This is a genomic window from Nonomuraea sp. MTCD27 (genome assembly GCF_041950495.1).
Taxonomy (GTDB): Bacteria; Actinomycetota; Actinomycetes; order Streptosporangiales; family Streptosporangiaceae; genus Nonomuraea.
In genome coordinates, this window is sequence record NZ_JBGNUW010000006.1 from 327,327 (window position 1) to 342,748 (window position 15,422).

Below are 15,422 nucleotides of genomic sequence, written 5' to 3' on the forward strand. Positions count from 1 at the left end.
CGCTTGTTCGCTTCAGGCCGTGGCGAGGCGTCGCTGGGCTGATCGGAGCATCGCGTGGACGACGATCGGGTGCGCCAGGCGTACCGGCCAGAAGTACACCCGGCCGCGCCAGCCCTTCAGCCGCACCGTCGTCGTGACCCGCACCAGCCGGGTCGCCGCGTCCACCGCCACCCCGCAGCGGAAGTCGAGATGCCGGTCATCCGCAACGATGAGCGCCTCCTCCCCTTCGACCCGCTCCACCCGGAACGTGTCCCGAGGCGCCCGCCGGATGCCGAGCAGCGGCACGACGGCCTGGCGCACCGCCATGGCGGCGAGGACCCAGCGAGGCATGGCGGCCGGCGAGAAGATGCCCTCCGCCCAGGCGCGCGGGTCCTCGGGCGCGCCGGCCGGGAGCACCCCGATCGTCATGTCGGCGTAGTCGGGCGCGGGAATGTCCTCGAGGGCCGACGACCAGTACACGGGGGTTCTCATGACGCCTCCATACGGTGCCGTATGGAACGTACTGTACGGCAGCGTACGCAAGCGCCGCAGGCGGGGTTCCTCCCGGAGCGCCAAGGCCCTGGGACGGATGGGTGAGGCCGGCCGGCACGTTGCGAAGCTCCTCCGAGGCGCATGCGGGCGTGTCCCGTTCGGAAACCGGCGTCCGATGGTTACCGTGAAGAGGCGTTCCGGATCGTGTGCGACCGGTCCCGCTCCTCCTGCGAAGGCTTTCACAGTGACAGAAGGAGCTGCGTGCATGAACACGGTGACCTCGCGGAACAACCAGGTCCGCGAACTGGTCGACCGGCACCTGGCGTGGTTGCTCGACGAACAGGTGGAGCGGCTCGGCTTCCTGGACGACCCGGACGTCGAGCTGGTGCGCGCGTTCCTGGTGGAGTTCGTCCTGAACGGCGGCAAGAGGTTGCGGCCCACGTTCGTCTCCTGGGGTTTCCGGGCGGCCGGCGGCGAGCGGCCGGCGGAAGTGCTGCCCGCGGCCTGCACCGTGGAGCTCGTGCACGCCGCGGCGCCGCTGGAGACGGGGCCGCGTCTGGGGGCCGCGCTCGACGTGTACACGGTGGAGCGGCCCCTGCATCTCGGTCATGCCGTCGCCGGTGGCTGCCCGCGGACGCGCCGGCTGCTGAGCGCGTACGCGCCGGCGCTGGGGGAGGCGCTCCAGCTCAGGGACGACGTCAACGGCGTGTTCGGGGACCCGGCCAGGACGGGCAAGCCCGCCGGGGCGGACCTGCTGCAGGGCAAGGCGACCTTCCTGCTCGCCGAGGCCCGCCGGCGGACCGGCAGCCCGCTCCTCGACGACATCGCCGGGTTGGACCGGCCGCCCGGCAGCCCGCCCGAGGTCAGGCAGGCACTGGCCGAGCTGGCGACCCTGTGCGCCGAAGGAGGGCCTCGATGAGCCCGGTGGTGGTGGTCGGAGCGGGGCTGGGCGGCCTGGCGGCGGCTGTCCGCCTGGCTGCGGCCGGCCGCCAGGTGATCGTGGTGGAGGCCCTCGACGAGCCGGGGGGCTGCTGCGGCACCGCCCGCGTGGGGGCCTACCGCTTCGACACCGGCCCGTCGGTGCTGACCATGCCGGGCGTGCTCGCCGAGGTCTTCGGAGCGGCCGGGGAGGAGCTGCGGCACTGGCTGCCGTTGCGCCGGTTGGATCCGTCGTATCGGATGGTGTTCGACGACGGGTCGCGGCTGGACGTGCCGGCGGACCGCGAGGCGATGGCCGAGCAGGTGCGCACGGTGTGCGGGCCCGCGGAGGCCGCGCGCTACGAGCGGTACCGACGGCTGCTCGACGAGCTGTTCCGGGTGGAGTGGCCGGCGTTCATCGACGCGGACATGACGCGGCTGCGCGGCCTGGCCCGACCGGCGGCGCTGCTGCGGCTGGCCGCGCTGGGCGGCTTCCGCCGGTTGGACCGCCTGGCGGCCCGTCACCTGACCGACCCCCGGCTGATCAGGGCTCACACGTTCCAGGCCATGTACGTGGGGTTGTCGCCGCAACGCGCGCTGGGCATCTACGCCGTCGTCGCCCACATGGACACCGTCGGCGGCGTGTACTTCCCCGAGCGCGGCGGCATGCATGCCATCCCGACCGCCATGGCGGCGCTGCTGGAGAAGCTGGGCGCGAGCATGCGGTACGGCGTGCGCGCTCGCCGGGTGGAGACGGACGGCGGCGGCGTCACCGGCGTCCTGCTGGAGGACGGCGAGCGGCTGCTGGCGCGTCACGTGGTCGTGGCCTGCGACCGGCTGGCGGCCCGGCGTCTGCTGCCCGCCCTGGCCGAGGACTGGCGGCTGCGTCGCCCCCGCCACTCCCCGTCCTGCCTGGTGATGCACGCCGGCCTGGAGCGTCCCCGGTCCGGCCAGGCGCACCACACGCTGCACTTCGGGCGGGCCTGGCGGGAGACGTTCGCCGCGCTGGCGGCGGGCCGGCCGCAGCCGGACCCGAGCCTGCTGGTCACCTGCCCCGAGCCGGACGGCGAGGCCGCGCCGGACGGGCACGCCACGCTCAGCGTTCTGGAACCCACGCCCAACCTCGAACGCGCCGACTGGGACCGGCTGCGCCCGGAGGTGGAGGCGCGGCTGCTCGGCCGGATGGCCGAGCTCGGGTACGGCGATCTCGCGGGTGCGCCCCGGCTGGTGCTGGACCCGCCCGGCTGGGCGGCGCGCGGGCACAGCGCGGGCACGCCGTTCGCGCTGGACCACCGATTCACGCAAACGGCGTGGCTGCGGCCCTCCGCCGTCGCCCGGCGGGTGCCCGGCCTGCACTTCGCCGGCATGTACACCGCGCCCGGAGTCGGGGTGCCGCCGGTGCTGATCTCCGGCCGGCTCGCCGCCGAGCGCATCCTGAAGGAGACCCGTTGACGCTCACCGCCAGCTACGAGAACTGCCGGCGGCTCCACGCCCGCTACGGCCGCTCCTACTACCTGGCCACCCGGCTGCTGCCACAGTGGAAGCGGCGGCACGTGCACGCGCTGTACGGCTTCGCCCGCTACGCCGACGAGATCGTCGACTCCGTCACGATGACCGCCGACCGGGCCGGCGCACTGGACGCGCTGGCCGCCAGGGTGGCGGCGGGACTTGCGGGGGCGCGGGCGGACGACCCGGTGCTGCCCGCGTTCCTGCACACCGTGCAGTCCTTCGGCATCGGCCACGACGACATCGGCGCCTTCCTCGCGTCGATGCGCGCCGACCTGTCGGTGACGCGGTACGCGACCTATGACGACCTGCTCGGCTACATGGCGGGCTCGGCCGCCGCCGTCGGCACGATGATGCTGCCGGTGCTGGAGCCGGCGCCCGGCCGCGAGGAGGCGGCCCGCGAGCCCGCCCGCCAGCTCGGCTTGGCCTTCCAGCTCACCAATTTCCTGCGGGACGTCGGCGAGGACTTCGCCCGGGGCCGCGTCTATCTGCCGATGGAGGACCTGGACAAGTTCGGCGTCGAACCGGCCGCGCTGGGCGCTTCCCGCACCGGGCGGGCCGTACGGGAACTGCTCGCGTTCGAGGCCGGGCGCGCCCGTGAGCACTACCGCGCCGCCGCCGACGGCATCCGCCTGCTCGTGCCGTCCTCCCAGCCGTGCCTGCACGCCGCCGTCGACCTGTACGGCGGCATCCTGGACGAGATCGAGCGCCGCGGGTTCGAGGTCCTGGCCGGCCGGGTTCGGGTGCCGCGGCGGCGCAGGGCGGCCGTGTTCGCCCGCCGGCTGCTCGACTCCGCCGGGGCGAGCAGGGCCGAGCGCCGCGTCCGCGTGGAGCTTCCGTGACCGCCGTGCGGCCCGTGGTCCTGGACGCGATGGGCGGCGACCACGGGCCGGCCGAGACGGTCGCCGGCGCGGTGGCGGCGCGGCGGGCGCACGGCGTGCCGGTCGTCCTGGTCGGCGACGAACCGCGCGTTATCGGGGAGCTGCGCCGGCACGGCGCCGCGGGCGAGATCGCGGTGGTGCACGCCGGCGACGCGGTTCCGATGGCCGAGCGCGGCGCGTCCGCCGTGGCGCGCGCGGCCTCCAGCCTCGCGGTGGGCTGCGAGCTGGTCAGCCGGGGGGAGGGAGGAGCGTTCGTGTCGGCGGGCTCCACCGGCGCGGTGGTCGCGTGCGCGTCGCGCGGCATCGGCCGGTCCGGAGGCGTGCTTCGGCCCGCCCTGGCGGTGGCTCTGCCCTCGCTGGCGGGCGGGGCGAGCGTGCTCGTGGACGCGGGCGCGACAGCGGATCCGAGCCCGGCCATGGTGGCCCAGTTCGCCCTGCTGGGCGTGGGGTACGCGCGGGCGGTCCTCGGCCGTGCGGACCCGGTGGTGGGGTTGTTGTCGATCGGCTCCGAGCCGGGAAAGGGGAACCGGCTGACCCGCCGGGCCGCGGAACTGCTCGCCGATCTGCCGCTGCGTTTCCACGGCAACGTCGAGGGCCACGATGTGCTGACCGGCGCGGTGGACGTGATCGTCACGGACGGCTTCACCGGCAACGTGGTGCTGAAGAACGTCGAGGGCTGCGTCCGCACGGCGCTGGCCATGGTCGCCGAGGCCGGCATCGCCTCCCCGGACCGGCTCGCCGAGGTGGCCCGCCGCTACGACCCGGAGACCCACGGCGGCGCCGTCCTGCTCGGCCTGCGCGGCAGCGTGGTCGTCGCGCACGGCTCCTCCCCGGCGGCCACGATCGCCCGGGCGTGCTCGGTGGCGTACGCGCTGGCGGGGCAGGACCCGGTGGCCGGCGTCGAGGCCGCGGCGGCGGAGCCGGTGACATGACATCCTCAGCGCAGGGGGTCGGCCCCGTCCCAGGTGCCCTCGCTGGCATAGGGGGTGAAGCGCGCGAAAAGCTCCTCCGCGTACCACTCGTGCGCTCGTACCCGCTCGATGACCCGCTGGTGGGCCTGCCCCTGGTAGGCGAAGGCACGCACCGCCTGGCGGTCGCGCCACAGCGAGAAGGTGGCCTGCCGGGCCAGCGGCCACTCGCCCATGCCGATCGAGGCCAGGCAGCCGTCCTGCCGCCGCAGCAGCTCGTCGACCGCCGGCACCGACCGGTAGAAGGCGACCAGCCGGCCGGGCCGGATCGACGCCCTGGTGAGCACGGCGACAGGTCCCCCGCCGCCCTCGGGACAGGCCGTCGCGGGCCGTTCTCCGCCGCCGCGCCCGGCCGGCATGGCGGCGAACGGGTCGCGTCCCGACCAGGCGCCGCGCGAGGCGACCCGGTCCAGCCGCACCTGCCAGCTCTCGCTCGCCTCCGCCCGCCATCGGGCCGCGATCGGCGAGGCGCGCAGGAACGCGTCGAGATCGTCTTCCCGGCGCCAGACCGCGAACAGCGCCCACCGGTGCAGGTCGGCGCCCAGCGACATGGCACGGCCCCGGCCGGTGCCGAGCAGCCGCCAGAACAGCAGTCCGCCGGTGTGCCGCAGGAGCGGCCGGTCGAAGGCCATGTGCTTCATCGCGCCCGCGGTGTCGTACCGGATGAGGTGGAACGAGGCGATGGGTGAGGAGCTCGTGTCGGTCATCGCCGGCTACCTGCTCGGCTCGGTGCCGGTCGCGGTCCTGGTGGCGCGCGTGCACGGCGTCGATCCGCGCGAGGTCGGCGACCGCAACCCGGGGTACTGGAACGTCAAGGAGCAGCTCGGCCGGCGGGCCGCGGTGCCGGTGTTCGCCGGCGACATCCTGAAGGGCGCGCTGGCCGCGCTGGCCGGGCTGCTGGTCAGCGGTGCCCATACCACCGGGCTGGGCGTGGTGACGGGGGCCGGCGCGGTGCCGGTGTATCTGGCCGTGGCGGCGGCCATGGCCGGGCACGCGTGGCCGCTCTTCGCCGCGTTCCGGGGCGGCCGCTCCGTTCTGACCTTCGTGGGCGGCATCGCGGTCATCTGCCCGCCGGCGTTCGTGCTGGCGGTGGCCGTGCTGGCGGTGGCCGGGCCGGCGCTGCGCTCGTTCGCGGCGGGAGCGCGAGTTGCCGTGTTCGGCGTGCCGGTGCTGCAACTGCTGTTCGCGCCCGCGGAGCAGGTGGCGGCCACCGGAGGGCTGATGTGCCTCATCGGGCTGCGCTTCGGCCAGGCCGCGCTGGCCGCGCGCCGCCGCTGACGTCCGGATACGTCCGCCCGCGCCAGGTCCGTACGGGTCGCAGCGTGGCCTGCGTCAGCCGGAACGCGGACGCGGGATCGAGCAGCGGCGACAACAACAAGCCCGCACCGGGCTCCCGATAGCTGCCGCGCAGCGCGCCCGCCAGCAGCACCCGGACCGCCAGCAGCGCCACGTCCAGGCCGGTGGGCCGGCCGGCGGCCAGGCGGAGCACGGGCAGCGCTCCGGTCAGCCAGATGACGGCCAGGTCGGCCGCCTGCCATCCGGGCCCGGTCACGTCGCGCAGCGGCAGCGAACGGCCCCACTCACGCCACAGCTCGCCCACCGAGTCGTGCATGTCGACCTCCAGCAGACCGCCGGCGTCCAGGAAACCCACCGACCAGCCGCGCCGGGCCAGGCATCGGGCGAGCGCCACGTCGTCGGTCATCCGGTCATGTATCTGCGCGAAGCCATCCACCTCGGTCATCCGGGCCCGGTGGAAGGCCATGCACTGGCCGTTGGCGACGACGCGGTGCGGCGGCGGCGGTCTCGCCGGGCCGACGGGCCCGAACCGGTAGACGAGCGTCGCCAGCATGGAGGCGTGCAGCGCCTGTTCCAGCACCCCGTCACAGACGAACCGAGGGCCCGCGCTCACCAGGTCGTACCGCTCCAGGGCAGCCGCCAGCGCGCCGAACAGGCCGGGCGCGGGCCGGGCGTCCGCGTCGAGCGTCACCACCACCTCGCCCCCGGCGGCGGCCACCCCTTGGCGCAGCGCCCACTGCTTGCCCACCCAGCCACCGGGCAGCGGCTCGGCGGTGACGACCTTGGCTCCCAGCCCGGCCGCCACCTCGGCCGTGCCGTCGCGGGAGCCGTCGTCGACCACGATCACCTCAACGACGGCGGGGTCCGCGAGCACGGCGCGCAGACACGGCCCGATCCTGGCCGCCTCGTCGCGGGCGGGAACCACCACGGAGATCGTCACGCCGGCGGCCGGGCGGGGCCGGAGCGCGGGCAGCCGCCGCCGGCCGCGGGCGAGCCGGGCAGCCACGACGGCGGCCGCGACGGCCTGCGCGGCGGTGAGCGGCCTCATCGCGCCCCGGCCGGGAAGTCCCGCGCCACCAGCCCGGCCACGATGCGCGCGCCCATCGCCACCATGGGCAGGCCGCCGCCCGGGTGCGCGGAGCCGCCGACCAGGTACAGGCCGCGCCGCGGGCCCCGGTTGCCGGGACGCAGGAAGGACGCCAGCCTGCCGCGGTAGGCGCTGCCGTAAATGGCTCCGCCCCAGGCCCCGTAGCGGTCGCGCAGGTCGGCCGGGGTGAAGACGTCGGCGAAGCGCAACCGGCCCGCCAGGTCGTGGCCGCGCTCGGCCAGCCGCTCCAGCACCAGATCCCGGTACGCCTCCACCCCGATCGGCCACCGGCCCGGGTCGCGGGCGGGCACGTTGACGAGCATCGTCCAGTTCTCCGCCCCGCGCGGAGCCTGGGAGGCGTCGTCCACGGCCGAGCAGCCGACGTAGACGGTGGGGTCGCGCGGCGGGCTCCCGCGGTCGAATATGTCGGCGAACTCCCGCTCGTAGTCGGCCGAGAACAGCACCGAATGATGCGGCAGCCCGGGCGTGCGCCCCTCCACCCCGGCCAGGATCAGCAGCGCCGACGACGAGGTCCCGAGCCGGGCGATCCTGCGCAGTCGCCGGCGATCGGGCAGCAGACGTCCGTACAGCGCGGCGGCGTCGGTGTTGGCCACCACGACGTCGGCCCGGACGCGTTCGCCGCTCACCAGCCGCACCCCCGTGATCCGCGAGCCGCCGGCCTCGACGGCGGCGACCGGCTCGGACAGGAACACCTGCACGCCCGCGGCCTTCAGCAGCAGGGCCAGGTCCTCGGCCAGCCGGGCCAGGCCGCCGGGCGCGTACCAGACGCCCTGCCCGTGCTCCAGGGCCGGGACGCAGCCCAGCGCGGCGGGCGCGCGGTAAGGGCTCGATCCCGCGTAGGTGGCGTAGCGGCCGACGTACTGCCGCAGGCGGGGGTCGCGGAAGTAGCGGCGGGCCAGCCCGTCCAGCGTGCGCGCGGGCGACACGGCCAGCAGGTCGGACAACCGGGCCTCGCCCGGCGGCCGGACCAGCGGACCTGCGAAGACGGTACGGTGCGCCGCGCGCAGGCAGCCCTGTGCCCAGTCGTGGAAGGCGCGCCAGGCCCGGCCCTCCCCCTGGGACAGCCGCTCCACCTCGGCGGCCATCCGCCCGGGGTCCCGCCGAGCGTCCAGCACCGCGCCATCGGCGAACCGGTAGCGGCACAGCAGCCGCGGCTCGACAAGCTCGCGCTCCAGCCCCAGCTCCCGGAACAGCTCCGGCATGGTGAGCAGCGAGGGTCCCAGGGAGAAGGTGAACCCCTCACGGCGGTGCTCGGCCAGCTTGCCGCCCAGCCGCGGCAACCGCTCGTACAGCCGTACCTCGTGCCCCTGCCGGGCCAGCAGGAGCGCGCACACCATGCCGCCCACTCCGCCGCCGATCACCGTCACCTCGGCCATGCCCGCCTCCATGCCGGCCTCCAGGCCCGCCTCCAGGCCGGCGCCGCGAACGCCCCCATCGTGACCGCTCCGGCCAGCGCCACCAGTGGGTCGGGCGGGTCGAACACGGCGGCGAAAGCGACCGTCTCCATGACCGCCATGACCGTGTACAGCACGAGCAGTCCCCGTCCCGGCCCGGCGTCACCGCAGATGCGCCCGACGACCAGCATGACCAGCGTCGACACCAGCAGCCAGCCGGCGAAGTTGCTCAGCGGGACGCCGCGGTAGACGCCGTTCTCCGCCCACGTCCACAAGTGGAGGCGGACCATCTGCGGGTCGAGGAACAGGTCCCACGCCGTCAGCGCGCCCGCGCCCACGCACACCCGCGCCCACCCGCCGGCCGGCGCCACGGCGGCCGCCACCGCGTACGCCGCCAGTCCCATGCCGCCCCAAGCCAGCGCCACCACCACCGGAACGCCGCCCACCTGCGGCCACAACACGTCGCTGTAGCGGTAGTCGCCGAACGGGAACGCGGTCAGCACCCCGATCACCTCGGCCGCGTACCCGGTCAGGACCGCCGAGCCGAACGCGGCCACCGCCCTGCGCGGCCCCCACGCGGCGGCGGCGAAGGCGACGGCACACGCCGCCAGCGACACCACGATCAGTGCCGTGAACCGCTCCGGCCGCGCATCCAGCCCGGAGGCCACCTGGGAGCCCGTCATCGCCAGAAGGAACACCACGCCCAGCGCGCGTGCCGGCGTGCGGGCCACGCCTGTCACCCGTCGGCTCGGAGTCCGTTCCACGCCCTGTCTTCCGGAGTGGCCGTGCACATCGATGCACGTGCCCTGCCGGGCGTCAAGTGATCACCACGGCGGTGCGAGCATCAGGACAAGGATCGTCGACCGATGACGTGATGGTCGCGGTGCAGGAACGCATCGACGGCCGGCACGTCGCGGGCCGATCCGTACGCCGCCTTCCCGAACCGGCAGGAGCACGCACCATGAACAACCCCATCGACAAGGTCGCCTGGATCCATCTGGACGACGGCAGGATCCTGAGCACCCGATCACGGGGCAAGGACACGTACTACATCCCCGGCGGCAAACGCGAGCCCGGCGAATCAGACCTCGACACGCTCGTCCGCGAGATCGGCGAGGAGCTCTCCGTCACGATCCTCCCCGCGACCGCCACCCACATCGGCACCTACCACGCCCAGGCGCACGGCCACGCCGACGGCGTCGTCGTCCGGATGACCTGCTACACCGCCGACCACCACGGAACCCCGACACCCAGCAGCGAGATCGAGGAGGTCGTCTGGCTCACGTACGCCGACCGCGACCGGGTGGCCCCCGTCGACCGGATCATCTTCGACGACCTCCACCGGAACGGACAGCTCACCTGATCCGCTCACCCCGGGGGGACCCGGGGGATCGGCTCGGGGCGGGTGCCGGGCGGGCCGCCAGGTGCGGCCTACCCGGCGAGTCGCAGGACACCCCAGTGGCTGGTGTCCAGGTAGCTGCGGCCCGTCGAGTCGTTCCAGGTCACCGCACCCGTACGAGCCGCGCCCGTGGCGTCGTTCACCTGGACGTCGAAGCCCAGCAGGGCGCCCTCCGCCATCTCGATCGTGGGCAGCCTGACGGCCGCCTCCACCACGTACCCGCCGGGCACCACCTTGGCCACGGCCCGCACGTTGTCCCGGATCCCGGCGGCGTCGAACGTCCCGCCCACCGTGACCTTGCCGGAGAAGCTCACCCGGTACTGCCCGTCGTCGTCCGAGAACCCCTTCGTCTTGTCGTTCCCGGGGTCCACGAAGATCTCGACCGAGTCCTGGTCCCAGGGGTTCGCCGACTCCTCGCTCAGCACCGGGTCACTGACCTGGGCCAGGACGTACAGGGTGGAGCCGCTCCACAGCGAGCGCACGCGCGCGGTGGCGCCCGAGGTGCCCTGGATCCAGGTCCCCGTGCGGATCTCCGGGGCGGCCGACCAGGCCCGGTCCACGGTGCCGTCGAGTACGGGCGCGGCGCGGTGGGCGGCCCAGGTGCGTTTGACGGCGGGCACGGCGCTCACCTCGCCCTTCCAGGCGATCTCCGTGCCCCGGTCGCGTACGGTCACCTCCACGTCCGTGCCGCCGCCGACCAGCGCCTCCACCCGGTACCCGGTGGCGGTGGGCCGGACGCCCGGCCCCGCCCGCCCGACGGAGCGGGTCCGCCCGTCGACCGTGAACGTCACCCGGTCGTCCCGGTTCACCGTGGGATCGACGACCTCGGCGAGCACGTACAGCCCGGCACCCGCCGAGCGGGCCTGGAAGCCGGCCGACACGTCCCCGACCCGCGCGATCGGCGAGTCCGGCAGCAGGTCCCATTCGAGATCCCGCCTGCCGTCCACCTTGACGGCCCCGGCCGGCGCCGCCAGCTTCCGCACGAGCGGGGCGAGCCTGGACGGGTCCACGACCCCCCAGTAGGCGGGCTTGGCCTGGAGGTCGTCGTCGAAGAGCAGCGGCGCGTTCAGCCGGGGGATCGGCCAGGAGCGCAGCCAGCTCACGTCGTCCGACTTTCCCCACACCGTGACCGAGCTCAGGTGCGCGGCCTGCCGCCGGAAGACGTCGAACAGCTCCTTGTACCGGTGGCCCTGCTGGACGAGCAGCTCGGGCGGAATCGTGTCGTAGGTGGAGACGAAGTCGGTGTAGACGCTCACGTCCAGCTCGGTGACCTGCTGGTCCACGCCGAGCGAGGCGAAGCGCTCGATGGTGGCCTCGACGGAGGAGGCGGGCGGCTGCTCGATGTTGAGGTGGAGCTGGTGGCCGACGCCGTCGATCGGCACGCCCTCGTCCTTGAGCTTCTTGACCAGGTTGTACAGGGCCTCGCGCTTGCGCGGGAACTCGGTGTTGTAGTCGTTGATGAACAGCTTGGCGTCCGGGTCGGCCTCGCGGGCGACGCGGAAGGCGGTGCGGATGAAGTCGAGGCCGGCGATCTCGTACCACTGGGAGCGGCGCAGCCCGTCCGGCTGGTTCTCGTCCACCACCTCGTTGACCACGTCCCAGGCCGCGATCCGGCCCTTGTACCTGGTCACGAGCGTGCGCACGTGCCGCTCCAGGCGTTCGAGCAGCACCTCCTTCGTGGCGTTCGCGAACACCCAGTCGGGCGTCTGGCTGTGCCAGGCGAGCGTGTGGCCGCGGATCGTCATGCCGTGCCCGGTGGCGAAGTCCACCAGGTGGTCGCCGTCGGTGAAGGTGAACTCGCCGTCCCTGGGCTCGGTGGCGTCCCACTTCAGCTCGTTGCCGGGGGTGACGCCGTCGAAGTGCTTGGCGAGCAGCTCGCCGTGCGTGCCGAGCGTCTCGGGCCTGGTGAAGGCCGAGCCCATGGTGAAGGGCACCTCGTCCTTGAGCGAGGGCAGGTCGGTCTCGATCGGCTTGGGCTCGACGTACTTCATGGTGAAGTCGTCCAGGTAGAAGGGGAAGGTGCCACTCTCGGACTCGATGTACAGGCTGAGGAACTCGACATCGTAGGCCGGCGTGTACGTGCCCGAGAGCTGCACCCACTCCCCCGCTGGCACGTCCTTCGGCGCCGCGATGCGCTCGTAACTCGGGGTGCCGCCGGTCCTGCGCTCGATCGACAGGCCCAGCCGGCCCGACGCGGTGTCCGGGCCGAGCCGCACCCAGACCGACAGGGCGTACTTGTCGCCCTTGCCCATCCGGCTCAGCACGTTCAGGGCAGGGCCGTCCCAGGAGGCCGACCGGCCGGTCACCGCGAGGCTCCGCGTGCCCGTGTGGGCGGCGGCCGTCCCCGGCTCCAGGACGGCGGAGGCGCGCGGCGCCCAGTCCTGCGCGGTGCCGTCCTCGAAGTCGCTGGTGATCGGCTCGCGGGTGGGGTCGCCGAGCGGGGTGATGACGATGTCGTCCAGGTGGTACTGGGCGGTGGCCTCGGAGCTCTCCACGTAAAGCTGCAGGTCGGTGGACTCGGCGGTGAACAGGTAGCTGCCCGACAGCCGCACCCAGCCGGCGTCGGTGACGGTGGCCGCGGCGACCCGCTCGTACGTGGTGGCGCCGCCGGTCGGGGTGCGCTGCACGGTCATCGCGATCGTGCTCGCGGGCTGCCCCGCGGCCAGCCGGGCGTGCGCGGTCACCTCGTAGCCGATGCCCCGGGTGAACGGCGCGGGGATGGAGGCGCCGTGCCAGGTGGCGGTGCGCCCGCTCACGGCGAGGCCGCCCGCGCCCGTGCGGGCCGCGTCCGCCGTCGCGGTGACGGAGACGCCGTCCCCGCGCGGCCCCCACCCCTGGGCGGTGCCGTCCTCGAAGTCGTACGTGAGGTCGGCCGCGTGTGCCGGAAGCACCGGCAGCAGGCATAACAGGGCGGCGACCACCAGGGCTCTCAGGGTGCGCACGGGGCTCCTAGGGCATCCGGTCTGAAACTTTCAAGGAAGTGCCGATAAATATCAGGCGGACTGTAGAGCCGGGGCGGTCGCCGGTCAATAGACCCCCACCTGTCCCGCCAGGCCCTGCAACCGCTTGTTGCAGCAAAAGTGCAGTTTCACTGCATGCCATTGACGGAGTGAGCGGTATTGGGCGAACGTTTCATGCAACCGATTGCCGCGCTCTGCGAGGTTACGCATGCGACGTCTGTTACTCCCCCCATTGATCGCCCTGACAGTGCTCGCGACCGTGACCCCGGCGGCGACCCCGGCGGCGACCCCGGCGGCGACCCCGGCGGCGACCCCGGCGGCGGCCACGACCCGCACCACGATCGTGGTCGCGGCGGACGGCTCCGGCGACCACGCGACCGTGCAGGACGCCGTGAACGCCGTGCCCTCAGGCAACACCCGGCCGGTCACCATCCTGGTCCGCAAGGGCACCTACCGGCAGCAGGTGGTCATCCCCGCCGACAAACCGCACATCACGCTGGCCGGCGACACCCGCGACCCGCGCGAGGTGGTGCTCACGTACGACGTCTCCGCGGCCACCCCCAAGCCCGACGGCTCGGGCACCTACGGCACCTCCGGCAGCGCCTCGTACGTGATCAGCGCCCCCGACTTCACCGCCCGCAACCTCACCTTCGAGAACGCCTACGACGAGGCCGCGAACGGCAACAGCCAGGCCGTCGCGGTCAGGACGACGGGCGACCGGCAGGTGTACGACAACGTCAGGTTCCTCGGCAACCAGGACACCGTGTACGCCAACACCTCCTCGGCGACCACCACGGCCCGGCAGTACTTCCACAACTGCTACGTCGAGGGCGACGTCGACTTCATCTTCGGCCGCGCCACCGCCGTGTTCGACCGCTGCGTGATCAAGGCCCTGAACCGGGGCAGCACGGACAACAACGGCTACGTCACCGCCGCCAGCACCGAGCTGGGCAACCCGTACGGCTTCCTGATCCACCGCAGCCACCTGACCAGCGACGCGCCCGCCCGCACCTACCACCTGGGCCGCCCCTGGCCGGCCGGCGGGTCGGCCACGGCGCGCGGCCAGGTGCTGGTCCGCGAGTCCTGGCTGGGCCAGCAGTTCAAGGACGCCCCCTGGACCGACATGTCGGGCCTGAGCTGGCGCGACGCCCGCCTGTCCGAATACCGCAACCACGGCCCGGGCGCCACCGTCGGCGACGACCGCCCGCAGCTCACCACCGAGCAGGCCAGGGCGTTCACGCCGGAGAGGTATCTTGCGGGCACGGACGGCTGGAACCCGATGCGCCGCCCCACCCCCGCCCCCAGGAACGAGCCGGGCCGCGAGGTGCTGCCGCGCGACGACGGCTGGGCGGCGGCCACCACGGGCACCACGGGCGGCTCGGCCGCCCGCCCCGAGGACGTCCACGTCGTGCGGACCCGGGCCGAGCTGCTGGCCGCGCTGGGCGACCCCGCCGACAACACCCCGAGGATCGTCTACGTCAAGGGCGCCGTCGACGCCGACACCGACGCCTCGGGCGCCCCGCTGACCTGCGACGACTACGCCGTGAACGGCTACAGCCTGCCCGCCTACCTGGCGGCGTACGACCCGGCCGTCTGGGGCCGGGACACCGTCCCGTCAGGCCCGCTGGAGGAGGCCCGCAAGGCGTCGTACGCCAGGATGGCCGAGCACGTCACGATCACCGTCGGCTCCAACGTCACGCTGATCGGCGTGGGCCGGGACGCCGCGCTGAAGAGCTTCGGCGTGCGCGTCAGCAACGCCGACAACGTCATCGTGCGCAACCTCACCATCACCGACACCTCCGACTGCTTCCCCCAGTGGGACCCGACCGACGGCGCCGAGGGCAACTGGAACGCCTCCTTCGACAACGTCGAGGTCTCCGGCTCCACCCACGTCTGGCTGGACCACAACACGCTCAACGACGGCGACAACCCGGACTCCGGCCAGCCGCTCCACTTCGGCCGCCCCTTCCAGGTGCACGACGGCCTGCTCGACGTCGTACGCGGCTCGAACTACGTCACCCTCTCCTGGAACCACCTCAGCGGCCACGACAAGGTGACCCTGATCGGCAACACGGACAACCCGGCCAGGTACGGCGAGGAGGACAAGCTCAAGGTCACGCTGCACCACAACCACTTCGAGGCGCTCGGCCAGCGCACCCCCCGGGTGCGCTTCGGCCAGGTGCACGTCTACAACAACTACTACGAGGGCGGCCCCGGGGACGGCTACAGCATCGGCGTGGGCTTCGGCTCCAAGGTCTACGCCGAGGCCAACGCGTTCGACGGCATCGCGGCGGAGAAGGTGCTGACGGTGTTCAACGGCACGGCGATCACCGCGAAGGACAACCTGGTGGACGGCGCGCCGGCCGACGTGGTGGCCGCGTACAACGCCGCCAACGGCACCTCGCTCGGCACCGACGCCGGCTGGACGCCGGCCCTGGTCGGCCGGAGACACCCGCCCCAGGCCCTGCGGTACGTGGTCCCGGCCGGCGCCGGCCGCCTGCGCTGAAAGCCCAGATGCCCG

The 15,422-nt window shown here is 73.8% G+C and carries 13 protein-coding genes; 7 read left to right on the forward strand and 6 right to left on the reverse strand.

What is annotated here, in order from left to right; all coding sequences use genetic code 11:
- Positions 1–12: 12 nt before the first annotated feature.
- A complete protein-coding gene (locus ACBJ59_RS20400) occupies positions 13–471 on the reverse strand; it encodes a DUF2867 domain-containing protein (RefSeq protein ID WP_375111791.1) in 459 nt (152 codons plus the stop codon).
- A 265-nt stretch (positions 472–736) separates the two neighbouring features.
- On the opposite strand from ACBJ59_RS20400, the gene ACBJ59_RS20405 reads away from it, so the two are divergent.
- Genes ACBJ59_RS20405 through plsX form a run of 4 tightly spaced genes read left to right on the forward strand, consistent with a single transcriptional unit; the run spans position 737 to position 4,708 of the window.
- The gene (locus tag ACBJ59_RS20405; RefSeq protein ID WP_375111792.1) at positions 737–1,390 is read left to right on the forward strand and encodes a polyprenyl synthetase family protein; all 654 of its coding nucleotides are present in this window, start codon (positions 737–739) and stop codon (positions 1,388–1,390) included.
- The gene (locus ACBJ59_RS20410; protein ID WP_375111793.1) at positions 1,387–2,841 is read left to right on the forward strand and encodes a phytoene desaturase family protein; all 1,455 of its coding nucleotides are present in this window, start codon (positions 1,387–1,389) and stop codon (positions 2,839–2,841) included. Before ACBJ59_RS20405 ends, ACBJ59_RS20410 begins: the two co-directional genes overlap by 4 nt.
- On the forward strand, positions 2,838–3,737 hold the full coding sequence (locus tag ACBJ59_RS20415) for a phytoene/squalene synthase family protein (RefSeq protein ID WP_375111794.1): 900 nt from the start codon (positions 2,838–2,840) through the stop codon (positions 3,735–3,737). Before ACBJ59_RS20410 ends, ACBJ59_RS20415 begins: the two co-directional genes overlap by 4 nt.
- Positions 3,734–4,708: a phosphate acyltransferase PlsX gene (plsX, locus tag ACBJ59_RS20420; protein ID WP_375111795.1), complete on the forward strand. Its 975-nt coding sequence runs from the start codon at positions 3,734–3,736 to the stop codon at positions 4,706–4,708. Before ACBJ59_RS20415 ends, plsX begins: the two co-directional genes overlap by 4 nt.
- A 5-nt stretch (positions 4,709–4,713) precedes the next feature.
- Here plsX and ACBJ59_RS20425 read toward each other — a convergent pair whose 3' ends face one another.
- A complete protein-coding gene (locus ACBJ59_RS20425) occupies positions 4,714–5,451 on the reverse strand; it encodes a spheroidene monooxygenase (RefSeq protein ID WP_375111796.1) in 738 nt (245 codons plus the stop codon).
- Between ACBJ59_RS20425 and ACBJ59_RS20430 the strand changes: the two genes are divergently transcribed.
- Entirely contained in the window at positions 5,426–6,022 is a 597-nt protein-coding gene (locus ACBJ59_RS20430) for a glycerol-3-phosphate acyltransferase (RefSeq protein ID WP_375111797.1), read from the forward strand. The genes ACBJ59_RS20425 and ACBJ59_RS20430 overlap by 26 nt on opposite strands.
- Here the strand turns inward: ACBJ59_RS20430 and ACBJ59_RS20435 are convergent.
- The 3 genes from ACBJ59_RS20435 to ACBJ59_RS20445 are packed head-to-tail and all read right to left on the reverse strand — an operon-like array spanning position 5,973 to position 9,273.
- Positions 5,973–7,088, reverse strand: coding sequence for a glycosyltransferase (locus ACBJ59_RS20435; protein ID WP_375111798.1), 1,116 nt, complete (start codon positions 7,086–7,088; stop codon positions 5,973–5,975). The genes ACBJ59_RS20430 and ACBJ59_RS20435 overlap by 50 nt on opposite strands.
- A complete protein-coding gene (locus ACBJ59_RS20440) occupies positions 7,085–8,524 on the reverse strand; it encodes a phytoene desaturase family protein (protein ID WP_375111799.1) in 1,440 nt (479 codons plus the stop codon). The genes ACBJ59_RS20435 and ACBJ59_RS20440 overlap by 4 nt, the downstream gene beginning before the upstream one ends.
- Positions 8,512–9,273, reverse strand: coding sequence for a carotenoid biosynthesis protein (locus tag ACBJ59_RS20445; protein WP_375111800.1), 762 nt, complete (start codon positions 9,271–9,273; stop codon positions 8,512–8,514). Before ACBJ59_RS20445 ends, ACBJ59_RS20440 begins: the two co-directional genes overlap by 13 nt.
- Before the next feature lie 143 nt (positions 9,274–9,416).
- Between ACBJ59_RS20445 and ACBJ59_RS20450 the strand changes: the two genes are divergently transcribed.
- On the forward strand, positions 9,417–9,905 hold the full coding sequence (locus tag ACBJ59_RS20450; protein WP_375111985.1) for an NUDIX domain-containing protein: 489 nt from the start codon (positions 9,417–9,419) through the stop codon (positions 9,903–9,905).
- Positions 9,906–9,973: 68 nt separating this feature from the next.
- Here ACBJ59_RS20450 and ACBJ59_RS20455 read toward each other — a convergent pair whose 3' ends face one another.
- Complete coding sequence (locus ACBJ59_RS20455) at positions 9,974–12,883, reverse strand: endo-1,4-beta-xylanase (RefSeq protein WP_375111801.1); 2,910 nt, start codon at positions 12,881–12,883, stop codon at positions 9,974–9,976.
- Positions 12,884–13,133: 250 nt separating this feature from the next.
- Between ACBJ59_RS20455 and ACBJ59_RS20460 the strand changes: the two genes are divergently transcribed.
- Positions 13,134–15,407 carry a pectinesterase family protein gene (locus ACBJ59_RS20460; RefSeq protein ID WP_375111802.1) on the forward strand — a complete coding sequence of 758 codons (2,274 nt, stop codon included), beginning with the start codon at positions 13,134–13,136 and terminating at the stop codon, positions 15,405–15,407.
- The last annotated feature ends 15 nt before the right edge of the window (positions 15,408–15,422 follow it).

Bases quoted from the DNA above. Each gene is read 5' to 3' on its own strand.
- ACBJ59_RS20400 (WP_375111791.1), bottom strand. From the start codon at position 471: ATGAGAACCCCCGTGTACTGGTCGTCGGCCCTCGAGGACATTCCCGCG.
- ACBJ59_RS20405 (WP_375111792.1), top strand. From the start codon at position 737: ATGAACACGGTGACCTCGCGGAACAACCAGGTCCGCGAACTGGTCGAC.
- ACBJ59_RS20410 (WP_375111793.1), top strand. From the start codon at position 1,387: ATGAGCCCGGTGGTGGTGGTCGGAGCGGGGCTGGGCGGCCTGGCGGCG.
- ACBJ59_RS20430 (WP_375111797.1), top strand. From the start codon at position 5,426: ATGGGTGAGGAGCTCGTGTCGGTCATCGCCGGCTACCTGCTCGGCTCG.
- ACBJ59_RS20425 (WP_375111796.1), bottom strand. From the start codon at position 5,451: ATGACCGACACGAGCTCCTCACCCATCGCCTCGTTCCACCTCATCCGG.
- ACBJ59_RS20435 (WP_375111798.1), bottom strand. From the start codon at position 7,088: ATGAGGCCGCTCACCGCCGCGCAGGCCGTCGCGGCCGCCGTCGTGGCT.
- ACBJ59_RS20440 (WP_375111799.1), bottom strand. From the start codon at position 8,524: ATGGCCGAGGTGACGGTGATCGGCGGCGGAGTGGGCGGCATGGTGTGC.
- ACBJ59_RS20450 (WP_375111985.1), top strand. From the start codon at position 9,417: ATGGTCGCGGTGCAGGAACGCATCGACGGCCGGCACGTCGCGGGCCGA.